Here is a 21,180-nt window from a genome sequence, read left to right as displayed (position 1 = left end):
CCATGAACACCGAGGAAATTGCGCGCATCGTCGGCGATCAGCGCGCCTACTTTAAGACACACGCCACGTTTGATGTCGATGCTCGACGTCGCGCGCTCGTGAGTTTACGCGATGCGGTGCGGGCCCACGAGGCCGATATCGCCCATGCGCTCAAGACCGATTTGGGGAAGTCGCATGACGAGGCCTATATGTGCGAGATTGGTACGTCGCTTTCCGAGATTCGACATCAGATCGCTCACGTGGCTCGGTGGAGTCGTCCGCGCCTGCGTCCGTGCGATCTCGCTAACGCCGTGAGCGTGTGCAAAACGCAAGCCGTGCCCTATGGCGTCACACTCATCATGGCTCCGTGGAACTACCCGTTTTTGCTAACACTCGAGCCGCTCGCCGGCGCCCTTGCCGCGGGCAATACCGTGGTCATCAAGCCGAGTGCCTATGCTCCGGCATCGAGCGCGGTGCTCAAGCAAATCTGTGAAGAGGCATTTGATCCGCGCCTGGTGACGGTTGTCGAGGGCGGGCGCGCCGAGAACGAAGCGTTGCTCGATGAGTGCTGGGACAAGATCTTCTTTACCGGTAGCGTTCCGGTCGGCAAGCTCGTCATGGAGCGCGCAAGTAAAAACCTTACGCCCGTGACGCTTGAGCTGGGCGGAAAGAGTCCCTGTATCGTGGATGCGACGGCAAACTTGAAGGTTGCGGCACGGCGTATCGCCTTTGGTAAGTGGCTCAACGTGGGGCAGACCTGCGTGGCGCCCGACTACCTACTGGTCGATGCGCGCGTGCACGATGAGCTGCTGGACCTTATCAAGGAGGAGGCCCGCCGTATGTTTGGCGAGCATCCGCTCGATAACGAGGACTACGGGCATATCGTCAACGCCAAGCATTTTGCGCGCGTGCGCGGGCTGATCGATCCCGATAAGGTTGTGCTTGGAGGTACCGCGCGCGAGACTTCGCTCAAGATCGAGCCGACGATTTTGGACGGCGTGACCCCCGATGACGCCGTGATGCAGGAGGAGATTTTCGGCCCCATCTTGCCGGTGCTGACGTTTGAGAGCCTAGACGAGGCCGAGACGTTTATTACGAATCGCCCGACGCCGCTGGCCCTGTATATCTTTAGCCAGGATCGCGCAGTTCAGCAGCGTTTTGTGCGTTACGTGCCTTTTGGTGGCGGCTGTGTCAACGACACCATCATGCATTTGGCCACGAGCCATATGGGCTTTGGCGGCATGGGTGCGAGCGGTATGGGGCAGTACCATGGCCGCGAGAGCTTCGATACGTTTAGCCACAAGAAGAGCATCGTGAACAAGGCAACCTGGCTGGACGTGCCATTCCGCTATGCTCCTTACGCAAGCTGGAAGCACAAGTTCGTGCGCATGTTTGTGCATTAGAAAAGGGCGCAGGTAATACGAACAAGTGTTTCTATTACCTGCATTTTGCGTTAGACTACTGTTATGGAGCACGGATGGGCCAACTCCCTTTAGAAGGGATTTGGTATGAACGTAAGCGATGTTATTTCGTTATTAGCGTTGTTGATCGCGGCTATCGAACTCGGCCTATTTATCGGCCGAATGAAATAGCCGCCCCCGCGTAAGCGAAGACGGCCACTTCTCACGATGAAAACGTGTATCGGAGTTGGCAAGACCCGCGGCAACGGGTGCCATCCGTGTTCCTATCTTATCTGCAAGCGTTCTGTCGCGCAAGCGTTGAGGCAAACGATTGAAGGACGCAGACAGGATGTATTTGTGTCCGCACGGGACCGTAGACTTCTCAATAAGGTTACACACCGGTTTATCCGGCCGTTAGAGGAGCTGCCATGTACGAGCCTTCACGTGTTCTTCTGTCGTTTCACATCGCAGGATTTCAATATGCCGACGGCGCTTTGGTCCTAGGCGATCTTAAAGCGGGCGATAAACTGACGCTGTGTGCCGAGCGCGATAATCCCCATGACCCCGAGGCAGTTGCGATCTACTATGGCAAGACCAAACTTGGCTACGTTCCGGGAAACGAGGTCGGCCCACTGTCCTTGATGATGTATTACGGCCACAAGGACGTGTTTGAGGCCCGCGTGCAACAGGTTGCCCCCGAGCGCGGCCCGTGGCACCAGGTGCGCGTTGGCCTCTATGTGGTGGATGCCCGCTAATCGGTAAGGGAGGCTGCCATGCTTGACGACGATGACCTGTTCGATTTGACGGATGATCCGTTTGAGTGGGATATGCTACTCGATGACGATGAGTTGGAGCAGGACCGTAGGAAACGGCAGGGCAAGAAAACTCAGGGTGACGCTTCGAAAAAGCAAGACAAGCGCCGCCGGGGTCTGTTCGGTGGGCTCTTTGGATAACCGCCGCATCGCTGCGTCTGTATACTTAGCACGAGTTGGACACGTTGCGAAATGAGGACACAGACGATGATGTGGTTTACCGCCGATCTGCACCTGGGCGATACGAATATCTTGCACGACATGGATCGACCGTTTTGCTCGGTCGAGGAGATGAACCGCAAGGTCATCAATGCCATCAATGAGTGCGTGGCGGCGGACGACCGTCTCTATATTCTGGGTGACTTTACCTATCGTTTGCCCCTGGCGGAGGCGGTGCGCCTGCGCGAACGCATCGAATGCCAGAACGTAACGCTCATCCGTGGTAACCATGACGGCGACTGGGAAGATCCAGCTGCGCCCCAAATCTGGGATGACGTGCGCGATTATCTGGAAGTCGCTCCCGGTTACGCCAAAGGCCATCGCCTGGTAATGAGCCACTACCCCATGCTCAGCTGGAATGGAAAGGCGCGTGGCGCCATCATGCTGCACGGGCATATCCACAGCAGGGGAGACCGCACCAACGCGCGCAACCGCGATCGCGAACGCCCGATCCTGCGCTATGACGTTGGCCTTGATGCCAACGACTACAGACCCGTAAGCCGCAATCAAATCCTGGGCTTCTTTGGACTGTAATTCTCGAACCACCACAAAGGGGACAGGCACCTTTGTGGTGGTTCTGGCGCCGTTGCCATTATGGCGGCGGCGCCTTTTTTGTCCGCGTGGCGCGGTAGAGTGTAGGCGGTTGAAATTTGCGTCCATCGAGGAGCTGCTATGAACGAGATCAAGTGTCCGCATTGCGGCGAAGTTTTTAAGGTCGATGCGTCCGGCTATGCGGATATCGTCAAGCAAGTGCGCGATGCCGAGTTCTCGCGCGATCTTGATGAGCGCGTAGCGGCGGCTCGACGCGAGGGCGAGCAGGCGCTGGAGCTTGAGCGTTCGCGTTCGGCGTCTGCCCTGCAGGAGGCGGAGTCTCAGCGCAATGCCCAGCTTGTCGAGCAGAAGAACACTGCGGATCAGAAACTGGCGCAAGAGGTTGCCAAGCGCGATGCTGAGCTTGCCGAGCTGCGCGCCAAGCTCGAGGGCGCTGCCGCAGAGCGCGAGAGCGCAAGTCAGCGTGCGGCGGTTGAGGCCCGCGCCGATGCTCAAAAGGAGAATGCCGAGCTGCAGCGCGAGATCGACAACCTGCGTGCGCAGCTGGGGCGCAAGGATGACGAAGCAAAGCTTGCCGAGTCGGCGGCGCGCAACGCTGCTCAAAACGATTTAGCTGCACGTGATGCTCAGATTGCCGAGCTGCAGGCCAAGCTTGCCGCGGCGGACAAGGCCCAGGAGATGGCGCTTGCCGCCGCTGCGGCTGAGTCGCAGCGCGAGCTCGATGCCGCTCGCAGCGAGGCCGAGCGCGCGCTTACTGACTATCGCGCGACGGTACAAGAGAAGTTTTCCGCCGCTAAGGCACAGTCCGAGCAAGAGGCCGAGGGTCTGCGTGCCCAGCTGCGCGAGCAGGAACTGATGGCAAAAATGAACCTGTCGGAGGCGGTTGCCGCGGCGGAGCGAGAGCGCGATGAGGCACGTGCCAAGCTGACGAGTGAGCTGGCGGTGCGCGATTCTCGCGAGGAACAGGCTAAGGCGGCGCATGAGCTTGAGCTCGCGCAGGCCAAGCGCGCGAGCGATGACCTGATTCGCTACAAGGACGAAGAGATTGAGCGTCTTAAGGACATGAAGGTACGCCTGTCCACCAAGATGGTGGGCGAGTCGCTCGAGCAGCACTGCGAGACCGAGTTCAATCGCCTGCGCATGACGGCGTTTCCCAACGCGTACTTCGAGAAAGATAACGATGCGTCCGAGGGCACCAAGGGCGACTTTATCTTCCGCGAGTGCGACGCGAGCGGCAACGAGGTCATTTCGATTATGTTCGAGATGAAAAACGAGAACGACGAGACCGCGACCAAGCACAAAAACGAGGACTTCTTTAAGAAACTCGATCACGATCGTCGCCAGAAAGGCTGTGAGTACGCGGTGCTCTGCACACTGCTCGAGCCCGAAAGCGAGCTCTATAACGCAGGGATAGTCGACGTGAGCTATCGCTACGAGAAGATGTACGTGATTCGCCCGCAATTTTTCATTCCCATGATTACACTTCTTCGCAACGCCGCTATGGGTTCGTTGCGTTATAAGCAGGAGCTGGCGGAGTACAAACAGCAGAATATCGACGTCACGAACTTCGAAGCCAAGATGGAAAAGTTCAAGAATGATTTCGGTCGCAACTACGAGATCGCGAGCCGTAAGTTCCAAACGGCGATCGATGAGATCGACAAGACGATTAGCCATCTGCAGAAAACCAAGGAGGCGTTGCTGTCCTCCGAGAACAATCTGCGCCTAGCCAACAAGAAGGCCGACGATCTTACCATTCGCAAGCTCACGTGGGGCAACAAGACCATGAAGGCGGCGTTTGACGAGGCGCGCGGGGCTGTGCCAGAGACAAACGATGAGCCAACCGAGGCGGATTCGTATGAGGTCGAGGATGCCGAGTAAGGCATAGCGTATAGTGCAAAAGTGGGGCCGCTGGCGATGTTGCCAGCGGCCCCACTCCGTTTCGTTCCGATAAGTTCGGCTAGTCCTCGAGCAGGTCCTCGATAAAGCCGACGCGGTAGTTTTTGAAGATGACCTCGCCGCCGTCTTGCGTGGCGTCCAGATCGACATCGCCCATGATGCCAAAATCGTGGTCGCCATCCTCGTCGGCAAAGATCTGGTGCACGTGCCATACGTGCGCGGTCTTCTCGTCGGACTCGTCAATGGAAAACATCGCGGCGCTGCGGGCATCTCCGTCGGTGAGGATTTCCTCGTGCTGCTCGTGGTAAGCGTCGAGTGCTTTTTGCCAGCGGATCTCGCTCATGCCCCAGTCGTCGTCGAGTTCGCCCAGGTCGCGAACGTGCTCGCGGGCGGCAAGGGTCACGCGGCGGAAGAGCGCGTTGCGCACCAATAGCGTGCAGCCGTGACGGTCCGCCACGACCTCGTCGATGCCCTGCGGCGGCGCAGCATCGAGGGCTGCCGGGTTGCCGGCGTTCTCCCACTCATCCACCAGGCTCGAGTCCACCGAGCGCACCACAAAGCCCAGCCACGAGATAATGTCGCGCAGGCGCTCGTCGCGCTTCTCGATGGGCACGGTGCGGTCGAGTGAACGGTAGGCCTCTGCCAGGTAACGCAGCAAAATGCCCTCGGAGCGGGCGATGCCGAGCTTTTGGATATAGCCCTTAAAGTCGCTCGCGCTCTCCAGCATGTCGCGCAGGACGCTCTTGGGCGAGAGCTGGTAGTCGTTGGCCCAAGGTACTTCTTGGCAGTACTTGTCGAAGGCGGCATCGAGCAAGTCCTCGAGCGGCTTTTCGTAGGTGACATCCTGGATGCGCTCCAGGCGTTCCTCATATTTGACGCCGTCAGCCTTCATTTCGGCCATCGCGCGGTCGCGCGCGGCGCGCTCCTGCGCGCGCAATACCTGCTTGGGGTCCTCGAGCGTTGCCTCGACCATCGAGATCAGATCCATGGTATAGGTCTCACTCTCGGGGTCGAGCAGCTCCAGCGCGGCAAGCAAAAACGGCGAGAGCGGCTGGTCGAGCGCAAAGTCCTCGGGCAGATCGACCGTCAGTGCATAGTCGATGTCTGGCGCGGCGTCAGTCGGGGCGTCGGGCGCGGGCGGCACCTCGGTGCGAACGACGACGCCGGAATCGATGAGCGTGGCGAAGATTTCGTCGGCGCGAACCTCGAGCTTGGCCTTTTCCTCGGGGGTCTGCAAGCTCGTCTCGATGAGGTCGTGTACGCGGGCTCGGGCATCGCCGCCCTGCTCGACCACGCTAATCACCATGGAGTGCGTGATGCGAAGGCGCGGCTTGAGCGTCTCGGGCTGCGTCTCGATCAGGCGCTCAAAGGTCTGCTTGTTCCAGGTGACAAAGCCCTCGGGGGCCTTCTTCTTTTTAATCTTGCGGAGCTTCTTGGGGTCGTCGCCCGCCTTGGCCATGAGTTTGGCGTTCTCGATCTCGTGCTCCGGGGCCTCGGCGATGACCATGCCCTCGGTATCGAAGCCCGAGCGGCCGGCGCGACCGGCAATCTGATGGAACTCGCGGGCGCGCAGGCGACGCATCTTGTAGCCGTCGAACTTGGTGAGCGCGGTGAGTACCACGGTGTGGATGGGTACGTTGATGCCGACGCCGAGCGTATCGGTGCCGCAGATGACGGGCAGCAGGCCCTGCTGCGCCAGGCGCTCCACCAGCAGGCGATAGCGCGGCAACATGCCGGCATGGTGCACGCCGACGCCGCATCCAAGCAGGCGTTTGAGAATCTTACCAAAGGCCGTGGAGAAGCTCGTCCCCTTTGCCGCTTCTTTGATGGCCTCGCGCTGCTCCTTGCTGGCGATGCCAAAATTGGCGAGCGACTGTGCCGTTGCAAGGGCGGCATCCTGGCTAAAGTGCACGATATAGAGCGGGGCCTCGCCGCGGCGCATGGCGAGCTCGACCGTGCCCTCGAGGGAGGTCGTCACGTAGTCGTAGCTCAGCGGCACGGGGCGCGGGGCATCGACGACCAAGTCGCAGGTAGCACCGGTGTGTTCCTCGAGTGAGGCGGCGATGGCAGTGACATCGCCGAGCGTGGCGCTCATGAGCATGAATTGCGTGTGGGGCAGGGTGAGCAGCGGCACCTGCCAAGCCCAACCGCGGTCGGGGTCGGCAAAGTAGTGGAACTCGTCCATGGCCACGCAGCCCACGTCGGCATCTTCGCTCTCGCGCAGTGCGTCGTTGGCAAGGATCTCTGCCGTGCAGCAGATGACGGGTGCCTTGGTGTTGATATGCGTGTCGCCGGTAATCATGCCTACGTTATCGCGGCCGAGCACCTGCACAAGGTCGAAAAACTTCTCGCTGACCAGAGCCTTGATGGGAGCCGTGTAGTAGCAGCGCTTGCCCTGCGCCATGCCCATAAAGAGCATGCCCAGCGCGACGAGCGATTTACCCGATCCGGTCGGTGTGCCTAAAATGACGTGATCGCCGGCAGCCAGGTCCATGAGGGCCTCTTCTTGGTGATCCCACAGTTCAATGCCGCGATCGCTCGTCCATTCAAAGAAGCGTTCGAAGGCTTGATCGGGCGTGAGCCACGGTTCGGGCTCGCTGCCGTCCTCGGGCTCCCACCAGGTGGGGGAGAGCGCGCCGAGCGAGCCAAACTCGGCTTCGGTTCCCGTGCCGCCCGAGAATGAGCTGGCGGCGCCGGCGCCAGAGACGGTGCTGGCGGCGGTATCTGTCGTGGTCTGTGCCATGTGGTTGCTTTCTCTCGCGATTGTCCGCCAACTATTATGGCGTAGCGGCGCATCGATGCGTTTGCAGGCAAGAAAATGCAGGAAATGGGCGTTCTGCCCGGCCGTTTGGTGCAGTTGCCAGCTAAGTGAGTAGACTTTTTGCGATGTCGCGAGCACATGGATTTTGCACAAGGGTTCTATCTGCGGTTTTAGTTTTCGTTATGCGGGTTGTGCTTGGCTATTGCAAAAAAGTCTACTCACTTAGGTTTGAGGGTTGTTTGCTGGCGCCTATTCGCGCTTATTTGCTGACGCCGCGACCATCAGAAGCCCCTAGGACTCTTGCGGCAGGCGCTTCTTGCCCTTGCGGGCACGGTTTCTGAAGTTCTTGACGGCCTCTTCCATGCCGAGAGGCACGTAGGTGAGCTCATCGAGGTTTTCGGGCAGGTAGCAGGCAAGGCTTTGCTCCTGCGCGCGGCCCGCCGCGAGCTGCTCTTCGATGGGTTCCGCGCCGGGCGTAGCGCAAATGCCATAGACGGCGGCGCCCATCTCGCGCGTGCGGCATTCATATTCGGTCTCGGGATGCTCGGGATGGTCGCGGCGGACGTCGTCACTTACCCAAAGCGTATCGTAGCCGGCTGCGGCAAACTGTCCCAGGGCGTAATCGCGCAACGGTTTGCTGTCGGTTCGCAGCGTTACGGTGGCGCCGGCTGCAAAGAGCGGGCGATAGAGCATCAGATGGTCGACATGGACGAGGCGCTTTTTGGCGTACTTGGCCTTGGGCTGCGGCGTGGGAAAGTTGATGGTGATGGCATCGAGCTCGCCTGTGGCAAATAGCTGCGGCAGCGATGCGGCGCCTCGAGGCAGAACGAGTGCGTTGGTCAGTTCATGCTCGCAGATTTTCTGTGCGGCATAGGCGATGCAGATGGGCTCTTGGTCCATGCCGATAAAGAGCGTGTTGGGTTCACGGCGAGCTCGCTCAACCAGATAGGTGCCCTTGCCGCAGCCCAGATCAAGATGAAGGCGGGCGAAGGACGCACTGTCAGTCGGCGCACAGGCTTCGCGCCAATGCCCGGCATAGTTCTCGGGGTTCGTCTCGATCGCATCGGCGTAGCGCTCCAGGCGCTCTTCGAGCACAAAGTTCTTAGGCGTGCGAACGTGGACGGCTCCCATGAGGCTCCTTGGTCATAAGTATGGAACGCATAGCTGCGCGTTCCGTCAATGGGTTGAAAAGGGGTGGGCATGGTTTGCCCGAAAATTGCGATGTGGCTCGGTGGCGAGTCGTCGATGCCTACAGGCGCTTAAGGATCACATAGCGGTTGAGCTCGCCGCTGCGACCGTCGGCATGGAAGCGCTCAAGCTCGCGCACGGGGACCTCGCCACTCTTGTAGAACGTACGCACGCCGCGCACCAGATCGGTGATTTGTTGATCGTCAAAGTGATGACAATAGCGGTAGGCGTGACGGTCGTTTTGCCAGCCAATGAGGTGGTCACCGGCTTCAAACTGCGCGGAATCGTAACCCTTAAACGGCGGGGTGAGCTCGGCGCGGGCCTCGGCGCGAACAGCCTTGCGCGCCATACGCTCGTCGTTCATAAACTCCCAAAAGCTGATGGCGATGATGCCGCCTGGGCGCGTCTGGCGCACCAGGGCGTCGAGCACGCGTACGCGGTACTCGCACGACGGCACGTGGTGCATAAATCCAAAGCAGACCGAGATGTCGGCGAGCGGGGCGTCGAAAAGCACGTCGGGTGTCTCGGCGGGGTTGAGCTTCATAAGGGCATCGAGCGCGTCGAGTTCCTGGAAGTGCAGGTTGGGAATGCGCAGGGCGTGACCATGTGCATCGATGGCCAGGTCTTGGCACGAGTCGACGCCATAGAACTCAAACGGGCAGCTGGCATCTGCCGAAGGATTTGCACCGTCGACGCCCTTGGCGGCAAGTGCGCCGCCGGCGGCAAAGTTCTCGAATCGCATATTGCCGCAGGCAAGGTCGAAGACGCGGACGGGATGCTCGATCGTGGCGACGTCGAGCTGTTCGAGCGCGATGTCCATGGTGCGAACCCAGCCGGGCCACGGGGCCTGGCGCGTATCGGAGAAGGAGGCGGAGTGCTCGCGATAGAACGTGTTGTTGAGCTGGATGAGCGATGAGGCGAAATCGCGGTTCACGGCGCGGAACTCCCTCCGTTGGCGGTGCGGAATAAACAGTACGACCATACTACCGTTAACGCCGCAACGGGGACAACCGAGCTGCGGGTCATTGCTTTGTTTGGACACATTTCCGCAGCTCATATATGCCCGCAACCGCCGGTTGTCAAAAATCTCACTAAAATAGGTGGCATGTTTTTGGCGGTGGCGGATACATTTTTAACTGTGCAAGGCGCCTAAGAACAAATACGGTCCGGCGGCACGGCTGGCAAAAGCATAGGAGGAACCATGAATGTAGAAACTGCGCAGCGGCTCGCCGACCTTCGCCGCAGCAAAGGCTTTAGCCAAGAAGGGCTGGCACGAAAGCTGGGGCTGTCGCGCCAGGCGGTCAGTAAATGGGAGCGCGCGGAGAGCTCGCCCGATACCGAGAACCTGATCTCGCTCGCCAAGCTCTATGGCGTGAGCCTGGACGAGCTGCTCAATCCGAGCGATGAGATCGAGGACGATATCGAGTTTGAGAACGAGGACCGCGCCCGTCAGCGCGAGGCCGAGGCGGCAGAGCGTGCTCGCACCCATGAGGCGGCGGCACGTGCCACCGAGGCGGCAACACAGGCGAGTGATGCCGCCGCCAAGGCGGCGCAAGCGGCAAGCTGGAGTGCACGGGCCGCCAATGCCGCGACGGCTCAGGCGACGAGTGGCGGCGCACTTGGCTCGACTCCGGCGAAGGGCCCATTCCAGTCATTCCCGTATTGGGCCGTGTGTTGGCTGCTGTTCTTTTTGCTGATGTTCCCGTTTGGCGCCGGCCCCTTTGCCGCGCTGATCTTCTTTACGATTCCCATCTATCACTGGGTTGCGCGTGCGCTCGATGGTGATTGGACACGCGGGGATATTCAGGTTGGTCCGGCACCGGTGGCGGTTAAGGCTCAGGAGAAGATACTTCTGCGGAACCTGATGCTGACGTGGCTACCGCGGCCACCGCTGAGCCATGTGCCAAAGAAGGTGACGAATGATGAAGCTTTCGCATGAATCCAAGCTGCGCCTGGGCGTCGGCATCGGAGCGTTTGTACTGATTATCGGGCTTGTTTTTGGCGTTTCGCGGACTTTGATTCATTTTGATGGCCCGTGGGATCTCGACGATGTTGTATCCGGCTTGTCCGGTATGGACGATGTGGCGGACGAGGGCGATCTTTTGGATGACGGTAAATATTCCGCTCAGCCTCAGCAGCTTTCGAGCACGACTTTTGATGCCGATGAGTTCCGCTACCTCGATTTCGATATCAATGCGGCTTCGGTGGACGTCAAGGTTGTTGATGGCAACAAGGCTCGCGTTATCGAGCGGGGGCGTGTTGCCAAGGGTATGGATGCCTCCAAGGCCGCGGCGCAAAACATCGCATCTGTCAAAGACTCGGCGCTCAAGATTTCCCAGTTTGGAAGTGATGACGGTAAGGCAATCGACCGTACGGTTACGGTTGAGCTGCCGCGCCATGTTGCCGAACATCTGAAGGGAGTTAACGCGCACGTACGTTCGGGTGATCTGCAGATTGTCGGTGTCATCTGTGATGGTTTCGACCTTTTCCTGGGTGCGGGAGATGTAGAGTTTACGGGCAGCGTGACTGATGCGCTCAGTGCTGAGGTCGGTTCGGGCGATGTGACGTTCGAGCTCTACCAGGCCCCCGCGAAGTCGATGGACGTGAGTGTGGGCTCGGGCGATGTGGAGATGATGGTTCCGAACTCGACGGGCTTTAAGGCGAGCCTCACCTTGGGTAGCGGTGACTTCGAGAGCGATTTCCTTCCGCTTGGCTACGATGGCGAGACCATTTTGAATCTTGAATTCGATAACGGCGATAAGTCTGCTACGTATCGTTTTGAGGTCGGTTCGGGCGACATGTCGTTTGATTCGGAGTAGTGAGGCAGACGAAAGCCTAAGCGAAGATATAGACGCGCTGTTTGATGAAGGCGCCGAAGCCGAGATCGGCTCCGGCGCCTTTGCCTTTACAATGGGGTCATGGAACAGATTATCTTGAACATACTCGAGGCTCTGCGTCGCGGCGAGACCGTGGACGACAAAGCGCTCGTCAAACTGATACATGCCGAGGCGCGCCGTGAGGGTGCCGAGAAACGCGATTTGGCCAAGCGCCGTCTGCTGCCGTTTTACCAGCGGGTAAAACGTGAGGAGCCGGCTCGTTGGGCTGGGTGGAATGTCGATACCGAGCTGGAACGTCAACTGCTGCAGGTCCTGCGCATGAAGCCTCGTCGCACGGCTTCGGGCGTGGCGACCATTACCGTCATCACCAAGCCCTGGCCATGCTCGGGCGATTGCCTGTTTTGCCCCAACGATCTGCGCATGCCCAAAAGCTATCTGCATGCCGAGCCGGCGTGCGCCCGTGCGGAGCAAAATTGCTTTGACCCGTATCTGCAGGTGAGTGCCCGGTTGACGGCGCTTTCGCAGATGGGGCATGCGACCGATAAGATTGAGCTCATTGTGCTCGGCGGTACCTGGAGTGACTATCCGCAAGGGTATCAGACGTGGTTTATGTCGGAGCTCTTCCGGGCGCTCAATGACGATGCCGTGGCTGGTGTGGCGGCTAATCCAATGTTGGCGCGTCCGGGTATCAGTCGTGCCGAGGCGGGGCGTCTGCTCGATGACGCTCCCGTCGATGCCCTGCCGCCGGTGGTGACGGAGCGCCGCGAGCGCTATCGAGCTGCCGGCATTGCGACCGACGAGGTCGAGCTTGCTGCCGGCGTTGCCGACGAGCAGGGGCGTGTGGATGCTGCCGTGGGCGGCTATAACCGTGCGGTGCGTCGTCTGTACGGTCCCGGTACGCCGTGGGGCGAGGTTGCCAAGTGGCAGACGGCAACGATGGAGGAACTTGAGCGTCAGCAGCGCATCAACGAGACGGCGAAGCATCGCGTGGTGGGGCTCGTTATCGAGACGCGCCCCGATGCCGTAACGCCGCAGGCGCTTACGCTCATCCGCCGCCTGGGCTGCACCAAGATCCAGATGGGTATCCAGAGCCTCGACCAGCACCTGCTCGATATCAACGAGCGTCGCATTTCGGTGGCGCAGATTGAACGGGCGTTTTCGCTTGCGCGCCTGTTTGGCTTTAAGATCAATGCGCATTTTATGCTTAACCTGCTGGGCGCCACGCCGGAGGGGGATAAGCGCGACTACGAACGCTTTATGACCGAAGGGGCCTTTATGCCCGACGAGGTCAAGGTTTACCCGTGTGCGCTCATCGAGGGCTCGCGTCTGGTGGGCTGCTATGAGCGCGGCGAGTGGCGTCCCTATACCGAGGAAGAGCTGCTCGATGTGCTGGCCGACGACATCGTGGTGACGCCGGCGTTCTGCCGCATCAGTCGCATGATCCGCGACTTTAGTTCCGACGACATCATGGTGGGCAACAAGAAACCCAACCTGCGTCAGCTCGTCGAAAACCGCTTGGCCGCTCGGGGTGACGGTGCGACGGTGCGCGAGATTCGCTATCGCGAGATCAGCACGGCGGGTGCCGACTTGGATGAGCTATCTCTTGATGAGGTCGCATACGAGACCCCGGTGACGCGCGAGCGCTTTTTGCAGTGGGTGACGCCCGAGGGCAAGATCGCGGGCTTTTTGCGCCTGTCTCTGCCCGATCGTGCTTTTGTTGCCGCGCATACGGACGAGTTGCCGACGATACCGGACGAGGCGATGATTCGCGAGGTGCACGTGTATGGCATGGCGGCGCGCGTGGGGCATCAAGGCCAGGCGGCCCAGCACCATGGGTTGGGGCGTCTGCTCGTAGAGCGTGCGTGCGAGATTGCCCGGGATGCGGGTTATGCGCGTATCAACGTGATTAGCGCGATTGGCACACGCGAGTACTATCGCCATCTTGGATTTTATGACCATGGCCTTTATCTGCAAAAGGAGCTCTAGATGAACAAGCCGAGTGTTTCTGCCGGCGTCGTTGCCGGCGTTGCTCTGGGGGCCGCGGCGCTTGGTGCGGCTGCTGTCGCTGTTCGTGCTGCCTGTCTGCAGGTTGCGCGAACCCGCAATGGGTTGGCGCGTGTGAAACGCGTGCACGACGAGGGCGGCGACGAAGTCCGCGTATTGGTGCAAGGCGGCGTCTACCAAAGCGCGAGTTACGTTGGCGAGCGCTGGGCGGAGCCCGTCTTTGCGTACTATCGCGCGTTTGACGACGTGTTTGAGGCCGAGGATGCGATGCGCGACGCTTATGGTCACGGTATCGACCGCATGCTTATGCTGGGCGGCGGCGGGTTTGCCTATCCTAAATTCGCCCTGATGTCGCACGAGGGCTTGCGCATGGACGTCATCGAGTATGACGGAGAGATTACGCGCCTGGCGCGCCGCTGGTTCTACCTAGACGAGCTGGAGCGTGCGGCGGGCGATCGCCTGCGGGTGATAACCGCTGAGGCTCGCTCTTATCTGGGTGTGACGAGTGTTGGTCATCGTCGCTACGACGTGGTCGTGAGCGATTGCTTTGGCGGCGCCGAACCCGTACGCGAGCTGGCGACCGTTGAGGCGCTGCGCCTGGTGCGGGGCAGCCTGAACCCCGGGGGTGTCTACGTGGCCAATATCGTGAGCGCAAACGAGGGGAGCGATGTGACGTTCCTGCGCGACTGCGCTGCCACGGCACTTGAGGTATTCGCCCATGTCTGGGTGGTCCCCTGTGGCGATGCGGAGTTCGGCGGCGAGGAAAACTACCTGCTCATCGCCAGCGACGGCAACTACGCCTTTGCCGAAGCCGTGCCCTTCGACACCGACTTCCTCGGCACCGTCCTTCACGACAAATAAGTTTCCCCGTCCCAAAAAGACTGGTCTTAGGCGTGGTCGCGCCAGCCGAGAACGCGCTGCTTCATGCCCTCTATGTCGAGCACGCCTTCGGCAAAGCCCTTGCGCACGAGCTCTTCGGGAACGAACTCATCGTAACGATCAAAGTAAGGCACCTCGCCGGGATAGACGAGCTCGATGGGATCGAAGTCCTTCACGGCCTCGGCGGCGAGCACTTCAAAGAACATCTCTTCGTCGGCCTTCATCTTAAATTGCATAAAGTACGGGCGCGACGGGTCGAGTCCGCGAAGGCCCAGCTCCGCGGCACATTTAATCTTGAGCATGCGCTCGAGCGCCAAAAAGGCGTAGCTGCCCAGCCAGGGGAAGAGCACCCAGGTGTCGCCACCCAGGTTGATGAGCGGCTTAGTTCCCGCGCCCGAAATCTCGGCGGTATGACGAGCCTGCGCCAAGCGAGCCCGTGCGTTACCCATGAGGTACGGATATGTTGCGTGCTCGTTGAGCGCCTTGCGCATGCGCTCGAGTACGTGCGTGTTGATGTCACCGGGACAGTCGCCAAAGTAGGCCGGCACACGGCCTTTGACCTGCGTGGCAAAGACGGTATGACGCTTCCAGTCTACTTCCTCGACAATCCAGCAGTGTCCGGCGATGGCGATGCGCTCACCGGGCGGTGGGGGATTGACGATTGTGCCCAACTCGGCCGACTCACTGCGAACGGTGAACTCCTCGTTTTCCTGGAACACGGCGTAGAACTTAAAGTTGTTAATGATGCGCTCGCCCGCGAGGCCCACGATGAGCCCGCCGCCTTCGGTGACCTGGATATGGTCGATCTTGATGAGGTGGCGCAGCAACACGCGATAGTCATCGGCCGAGACGCGATGGAAATAGCTGAGCGTGAGCACGCGCTGGGCAAGTTCGGCCGGCGTGAGCTCTCCGGTGCTGGCGAGGGTCGACATAGTCTGGTGATAGAGCAGGCTGTAGGGGAGTCGATCGAGCTCGGGCGGCTCGACCCACTTTTCCTCGCGATAGAGTTGTACGAGCGCGATGCCCTGCAGGAGCTTCCAGGGAATGGTTTCGGGCATCATCGTGCGCGGCTCGGGTTCTTCCTCGCGCATGACAAACCACATCTCGGGAGGAAGGTCGCGACGGCCTGTGCGCCCCATGCGCTGCAAAAAGGAGCTGACGGTAAACGGCGCGTCAATCTGGAAGGCGCGCTCCAGGCGGCCGATATCGATACCGAGCTCCAGCGTTGAGGTGGTGACGGTTGTCTGCGCCTGCTCCTCGTCGCGCATAAGCTCTTCTGCCGTCTCGCGCAGCGATGCCGAAAGATTGCCGTGATGGATGAGAAAGCGGTCGGGCTCGTGTCGACTTTCGCAGTAGCTGCGCAGCATGGAGCACACGGCCTCTGCCTCCTCGCGCGAGTTGGCAAAGACCAGGCACTTGCGGCCGCGCGTATGCTCAAAGATATAGCCCATACCGGGGTCGGCGTTGTCGGGCGCCGTGTCGGTGGGGTTGAGAAGCGCCTGCTCGGTCGCTCGTGGGATGTCGACTTCGCCCTCGGGGGCCGAGGAAGTGCGACGGTCTTTGGGAGCGGCCTTGCCCCGTGCCCGCTCACGACGTTGACGGCGCTCCTCTTGTGTGAGCTGTCCGCTGTGACGCATGTCTTGGGCGCCGGCGGGCAGTGCCGCGGGTGCCGCTGCCTCAATGCGCTCGCATGCAAGCACTTCGGCCTCTTGAGGACCCATGCTCTCGAATCCTCGCTGCTGTGCCTGGGGACCCGAGTTGTAGAAGTGCTCCATGGAGATACGCCACACGCGACGCGGTTCCTCAAAACGGGGGATAACGCAGTCGCGCCCCGTTCCCTGTGAGAGAAAAGCGCCCGTGCGCTCGGGGTCGCCGATGGTGGCCGAAAGGCCAATGCGTCGAGGCTGCACGCCGGCCATGCGCGAGAGTCGCTCGATAAGGCAGAGCGTCTGCCCGCCACGGTCGCCGCGCATGAGCGAGTGGACCTCATCGATGACCACATAGCGTAGGTCGCAGAACATGTGCGGGATCGCCATGTGCTTATGGATTAAGAGCGCCTCGAGCGACTCGGGCGTAATCTGCAAGATGCCGCTTGGCTTTTTGATGAGCTTGGCCTTGTGCGACTGCGAGACATCGCCATGCCAGTGCCAGACGGGGATGTCGGCTTCTTCGCACAGGTCATTGAGACGGACGAACTGATCATTGATGAGCGCTTTGAGGGGGCCGATGTAGAGGGCGCCCACGCTCGCGGGCGGGTTCTCCCAAAACTCGGTCAGGATGGGAAAGAAGGCTGCCTCGGTTTTGCCGGAAGCCGTGGATGCCGTCAGGAGCACATTATCTTGCGTGTTAAAGATGGCATCAGCTGCCGCAACCTGGATAGAGCGCAAGCTCTCCCAATCGTGGGAGTAGATGAAGTCTTGGATAAACGGGGCGTAGCGGTCAAAGGCGTTCACGGGGCCTCCTCTCAAATACGAACCTCTTAACGCGGTGAGCAGTGGCTTGCCGCATCACTGCCTCGACGTTTGCCCAGATAAAGCCTGCCAAAATAAACCTGTCCCTTTTTGGCGGGTTAGATGGTGAATTCGGCGAAATTGCGGTCGCCGCTTGCGGTACCGGTGTCGCCTGTTGCTGTTGCCGGCGCCAGCGCGTCGCCGCCGACGCTTTGCAGTAGCTCGGCCACGTTGGCGTCGGGGTTTTGGCATAGGATGTCGAGCAGCTCGATAAAGTCACGAATGACCTCACGCGGCGTCAAGTGCGTATCGGCTCCCACGCGGCCAAACTCAATCTTGAGAAAGTCCACCAAGTCGTTCTCGGTAAGCGTGGGCGTCCAGCCAAAGTAGCCGGCATGGATCTGCATGAGTTTTTCGATGAGCACCAGCAGCTCCTCATAGGTGAGTGGCTGCAGACGAATGATGGGCGCGAGCATGTCCTTAAGGTCCTCGCGCGCAAAACGGCCCTGAGCGAGTCGGCTGCGCAGGGCCTCGTAGGAGAACACGCCTCGGCGGCGGTCTTCGATAGAGGTTGGAGTGCCGCCCATGATCATGCCCAGGTACTGCGCCTTGCCCTGGAGTGTGTCGTTGTACATGGTCAGGATTTTCTCGTAGTTGTACTGGCGCGTGATGGCGTTGGGAATCTTATACAGATTCACGAGCTCGTCGATGAGCACCAACATACCCTTGTAGCCGCTGCAGACCAAAAAACGCGCGATGAGCTTAACGTAGTCGTACCAGTCGTCGTCGCTGATGATGGTCGAGGAGCCCAGCTCGGCGCGAGCCTCGCTCTTGGTGCGGTATTCGCCGCGGATCCATTTGGTCACGCGGCTCATGGCCTCTTCGTCGCCCTCGGATACGGCCGCGCGGTAGCGTCGGAGCATGCGGGCGAAGTCGAAGCCGTGGACCATTTCCTCGAGCGGGGCCAGTTGGGCATTGACGGCAGACTCATCGGCGTCGGCACAGGAGGCGACCCAGCGATCGAGGATTAGGTTGAGCGCACCGCCCTCGGGGCGCGTTTTAGTCGATATGTTGCGGATGAGCTCGCGGTAGGTGGCAAGGCCCTGCCCCTGGCCGCCCTGTAGGCGGCGCTCGGGTGACAGGTCGGCATCGGCGACGACGAATCCCTCGCCCATGGCGTGCGTGCGGATGGTCTGGAGCAAAAAGCTCTTGCCGGCTCCGTAGCGACCGACCAGAAAGCGGAAGCTCGCGCCGCCGTCGGCGATGAGACTCAGGTCGGTGAGCAGGGCGCGGATTTCGACCTCGCGCCCTACGGTGATGTAGGGAAGGCCGATGCGCGGGACCACGCCGCCCTTGAGCGAGTTGAGAATGACGGCGGCGACGCGCTTGGGCACGCGGGGTGCTGCGGATGCGGTATCACTCATAGTCTAGGTATCCTCTCACGTCTGCTTCGTAGTCCTCGATAATTTGCGGTCCTGCCGCGCCAAATTCAATTACGGTGTCACCCACCAGGTCAAAGAGCGCCTCGTTGATGCTATCGACGAGCATGTCCTCGCTCTGGCCCGAGTGCGCCACTGCCGATGTCGCTTGCGCTGCGTTCTGCTCGAGCAGTGCGCGCAGATACGCGGTTGCGGCGGGTGCGAGTTCGCTCGCGGCGTCAGTGGGCGCAGCCGCTGCGAGCGGGGGCGTCGGCGCAAGAAGCGGCGCCACGACACCAAACTGTTCGGTGGAAATGGTTGGCTCGTCGGCCTCGTCCTGCTCTGCGGCCGCCGTGACCGGCTCGACAAACGCGTCTGCTGCGGGCTCGGCTTTCGGCTGCTCGGAGTCCACCGTATCGACCTCTGCGAGCACATCGTCCTCGCGCTCCTCATCGATCAAAAGCGCCTCACGCGTTTGTGCGGCGGCGCTCCGAATGTGTCCCAGCTGACTCAAATCGATATCGATCTTGACGGGCTGGTGCGCGGCATCCCACGAAAGCCATGCCACGATCTCGTCATCGATGATCTTGGTCAGATATTTGGGGACCTTCTCCTCCTTTAGGGGGTGGGCGGGGTCCAGCGCCAGGCGTAGGCGTTGGTCGCAGGCGCGCATCATTTCGCCGAGTTTGCTGCTCTTTTGCCTGCTGCCGTGGATACGCATGCATTCCCAAAAGCCGTTTTGGCAACGGTAGATATGGATAGGATCCAGGCGGTATTCGCAGTCCTCGTGGCGCTCGGGCGCAAAGAATACGGCCGAGGCAAACATGGTGTAGGGCATGGCCGTCTCCTCCCCAAACAAGCTCGCCACGATGCCGGTCTTTCGGTGCGTGTCATAGTAGCGCGCCATACGGACATACACGGCGCATGCCACGTGGCGCAGATCGCGGTGGTGGCTGCGGTCGAGCCGCGAGTTACTTAGGTTGTACGTGGAGAGGGCGTTGATGGCGGCCATGAGTCGCTCCTCGCGCACCTCATCGGGCGGAAGGGGGAGCGTGGGCTCGGAGGTTTTGCGACGTTTGGGGGTCTGGCCGGACGGTGCCGGTGCCGGTACAAGGTCTCGTGCCGCGCGTCGCAGCTCGATAAGGGCGTTATCGAACATGACGGTTTTAGAGTCACGAAGCAGCTTGGGGTCGAGCCCGTGGAACACGGCGTAATCCTGCAGCCACACGCGCGCAAACCGGTCGATGCCGGGCTCGAAGGCGCGATAGACATTCCAAAAAGCCTTGATCTTGTTAAAACCATCGAGCGGATCATCTACGCCAATGCCGCAAATCAGCTCATAGAGATACAGAAAGGCAAAAGACGTAGACGTTTCCTCGACGGTTCCGCAGCGCACTTGGGCACGCCAGGTAAAGTAGCCGCGCAGCTGTCGGTCGCTCATAGCGTTGTAGGTGGGAAAGTACGACTTAAAGGTGCCGTTGTAGGGACAGTCGTCCTCAAAGTCGGCCATCAGCAGGCCCTGGCGGTAAAAAAGCTCGGCTTCCGAAAGCCAGCGGCCCGCACCGCCCTTGGGGTCTTCTTGCCAACGCGATATCTCACGCATCTTGCGGTACTGGTCGGGGAGGAAATTTTGCATCTGTCGGCCGGTTTTGAGAATCGGCTCGTCTGCGTAGACTTCGTTTGAGAAGCGGGCGGACTGATGGGTCCGGGCCTCGGCCATAATGCGCTCGATGAGCATCTTGATGTCCTGGTCGGCCACCGCTCCTCCTCTCGAACGCAGCTACGGTGACCTCATATCATAGCACAGCATCAAACAGATGTTCGAGATACCGCTGCGTTGATAGATTTAGAACAGGAGGGCGTAGATGACGGCGATGACGACGGAGGGAAGCATATTGGCCGTGCGGAAGGTCTGAGGACGGATGAGATTGACGCCGACGCAGAAGATGAGCATGGATCCTACGAGCGAAAGGCTGTCGAGGGCTGCTGTGGTCATGATGGGGGAGAGCGCGCCGGCAAACAGCGTAATCGTCCCCTGGAACACGGCGACGGGCAGGGCGGAGAAAATACAGCCGCGTCCAAGCGAGGCCGTCATGGTGCAGACGATGATGCAGTCCAATGCGCCTTTCAGGGCAAGCGTTGACCAGTCACCGAGCAGACCGTCCTGGATCGATCCCACAATGGCCATGGCGCCGATACACACGGTGAGTGAAGTCGAGACAAAAGCGTTGGTGAACTCGTTATCGCCCTCGCTGCCGGTTTTGCGCTTGAGCCATTCGCCAAGGTTTTCAATGGCGGCCTCCAAGTTGATGGCCTCGCCGATGAGCGAGCCGAGGGCGAACGAGACGATGAGCATGGTGGTACCGGTGGTCGCTAGCGCCTTCCCATCGATAAGGAGCATCTTTTGCATGGTGCCGCCAAGGCCGATAAACAGGACGCACAGCCCCGATGCTTTCATGAGCGTGTCTTGGATGCGCGGTGTAATGAAGCGGCCGCCCGCTAATCCCAAAAGACCGCCCGCAACTAAAAGCACAACGTTGATGATTGTTCCCAAGCCCGGCATGAGCCCTCCTGTATTGATGCCAACGTGGCAATCGTAGCAGAACGAAATGCGAGGCACATCGCAACCCATCTAATACGTTATATAAGTGGTATTAGGCCTTGATTATCAACTTCATCCGAACACCTCCCACATTCATCCGCACATGTGCGGATGAATGTGGGAACCCGATACCCTGAGGGCCGGACCGGCCGGCCCCGGGAGATCGGAGGACGGCATGTCCGG

16 protein-coding genes are annotated in these 21,180 nt (G+C 60.3%); 9 read left to right on the top strand and 7 right to left on the bottom strand.

All coding sequences use genetic code 11. The features are described 5' to 3' along the window. Positions 1–2 precede the first annotated feature (2 nt). From AAAX77_RS04285 to AAAX77_RS04265, 5 genes are all read left to right on the top strand, one after another. A complete protein-coding gene (locus AAAX77_RS04285; protein WP_349104924.1) occupies positions 3–1,382 on the top strand; it encodes an aldehyde dehydrogenase in 1,380 nt (459 codons plus the stop codon). Positions 1,383–1,807: 425 nt separating this feature from the next. Further along, positions 1,808–2,134, top strand: coding sequence for an HIRAN domain-containing protein (locus tag AAAX77_RS04280; RefSeq protein WP_349104922.1), 327 nt, complete (start codon positions 1,808–1,810; stop codon positions 2,132–2,134). 18 nt (positions 2,135–2,152) lie between these two features. Continuing rightward, positions 2,153–2,332 (top strand): hypothetical protein, encoded by a 180-nt coding sequence (locus AAAX77_RS04275; protein ID WP_349104921.1) that lies wholly within the window; start codon positions 2,153–2,155, stop codon positions 2,330–2,332. A 66-nt stretch (positions 2,333–2,398) separates the two neighbouring features. Then, complete coding sequence (locus tag AAAX77_RS04270) at positions 2,399–2,944, top strand: metallophosphoesterase (RefSeq protein ID WP_349104919.1); 546 nt, start codon at positions 2,399–2,401, stop codon at positions 2,942–2,944. A gap of 138 nt (positions 2,945–3,082) precedes the next feature. After that, positions 3,083–4,840, top strand: a complete 1,758-nt coding sequence (locus tag AAAX77_RS04265) for a DUF2130 domain-containing protein (protein WP_349104918.1) — start codon at positions 3,083–3,085, stop codon at positions 4,838–4,840. Between the two features lie 79 nt (positions 4,841–4,919). On the opposite strand, the gene AAAX77_RS04260 is transcribed toward AAAX77_RS04265, so the two are convergent. The 3 genes from AAAX77_RS04260 to AAAX77_RS04250 all read right to left on the bottom strand — a co-directional run bounded on the left by AAAX77_RS04260 (position 4,920) and on the right by AAAX77_RS04250 (position 9,741). Next, complete coding sequence (locus AAAX77_RS04260) at positions 4,920–7,601, bottom strand: DUF3516 domain-containing protein (protein ID WP_349104916.1); 2,682 nt, start codon at positions 7,599–7,601, stop codon at positions 4,920–4,922. A 309-nt stretch (positions 7,602–7,910) separates the two neighbouring features. Beyond that, a complete protein-coding gene (locus AAAX77_RS04255) occupies positions 7,911–8,750 on the bottom strand; it encodes a methyltransferase domain-containing protein (protein ID WP_349104915.1) in 840 nt (279 codons plus the stop codon). 118 nt (positions 8,751–8,868) lie between these two features. After that, positions 8,869–9,741, bottom strand: coding sequence for a class I SAM-dependent methyltransferase (locus tag AAAX77_RS04250; RefSeq protein ID WP_349104914.1), 873 nt, complete (start codon positions 9,739–9,741; stop codon positions 8,869–8,871). 267 nt (positions 9,742–10,008) lie between these two features. Here AAAX77_RS04250 and AAAX77_RS04245 point away from each other — a divergent pair, with 267 nt between their 5' ends. The 4 genes from AAAX77_RS04245 (at position 10,009) to AAAX77_RS04230 (ending at position 14,509) form a co-directional block, all read left to right on the top strand. Continuing rightward, entirely contained in the window at positions 10,009–10,746 is a 738-nt protein-coding gene (locus AAAX77_RS04245; protein WP_349104913.1) for a helix-turn-helix transcriptional regulator, read from the top strand. Then, positions 10,730–11,626 carry a DUF4097 family beta strand repeat-containing protein gene (locus AAAX77_RS04240; RefSeq protein WP_349104912.1) on the top strand — a complete coding sequence of 299 codons (897 nt, stop codon included), beginning with the start codon at positions 10,730–10,732 and terminating at the stop codon, positions 11,624–11,626. The genes AAAX77_RS04245 and AAAX77_RS04240 overlap by 17 nt, the downstream gene beginning before the upstream one ends. Positions 11,627–11,725: 99 nt before the next feature. Then, positions 11,726–13,630: a tRNA uridine(34) 5-carboxymethylaminomethyl modification radical SAM/GNAT enzyme Elp3 gene (locus AAAX77_RS04235; protein WP_349104911.1), complete on the top strand. Its 1,905-nt coding sequence runs from the start codon at positions 11,726–11,728 to the stop codon at positions 13,628–13,630. Then, positions 13,631–14,509, top strand: coding sequence for a fused MFS/spermidine synthase (locus AAAX77_RS04230; RefSeq protein WP_349104910.1), 879 nt, complete (start codon positions 13,631–13,633; stop codon positions 14,507–14,509). It abuts the gene before it with no gap. Positions 14,510–14,535: 26 nt separating this feature from the next. Here AAAX77_RS04230 and AAAX77_RS04225 read toward each other — a convergent pair whose 3' ends face one another. The 4 genes from AAAX77_RS04225 to AAAX77_RS04210 form a co-directional block, all read right to left on the bottom strand. Beyond that, positions 14,536–16,980 (bottom strand): DEAD/DEAH box helicase, encoded by a 2,445-nt coding sequence (locus tag AAAX77_RS04225; protein WP_349104909.1) that lies wholly within the window; start codon positions 16,978–16,980, stop codon positions 14,536–14,538. 116 nt (positions 16,981–17,096) lie between these two features. After that, positions 17,097–18,401 (bottom strand): ATP-binding protein, encoded by a 1,305-nt coding sequence (locus tag AAAX77_RS04220; RefSeq protein ID WP_349104908.1) that lies wholly within the window; start codon positions 18,399–18,401, stop codon positions 17,097–17,099. Then, positions 18,394–20,154: a TerB N-terminal domain-containing protein gene (locus tag AAAX77_RS04215; protein WP_349104907.1), complete on the bottom strand. Its 1,761-nt coding sequence runs from the start codon at positions 20,152–20,154 to the stop codon at positions 18,394–18,396. The genes AAAX77_RS04220 and AAAX77_RS04215 overlap by 8 nt, the downstream gene beginning before the upstream one ends. Before the next feature lie 87 nt (positions 20,155–20,241). Continuing rightward, the gene (locus AAAX77_RS04210) at positions 20,242–20,958 is read right to left on the bottom strand and encodes a DUF554 domain-containing protein (protein ID WP_035137052.1); all 717 of its coding nucleotides are present in this window, start codon (positions 20,956–20,958) and stop codon (positions 20,242–20,244) included. Positions 20,959–21,180: the final 222 nt, after the last annotated feature.

Origin of the sequence: Collinsella sp. CLA-ER-H6, assembly GCF_040092305.1 — a bacterium.
GTDB lineage: Bacteria > Actinomycetota > Coriobacteriia > Coriobacteriales > Coriobacteriaceae > Collinsella.
The sequence above is the reverse complement of the archived record's forward strand: the minus strand, read 5'-3'. Positions and strand labels throughout refer to the sequence as shown.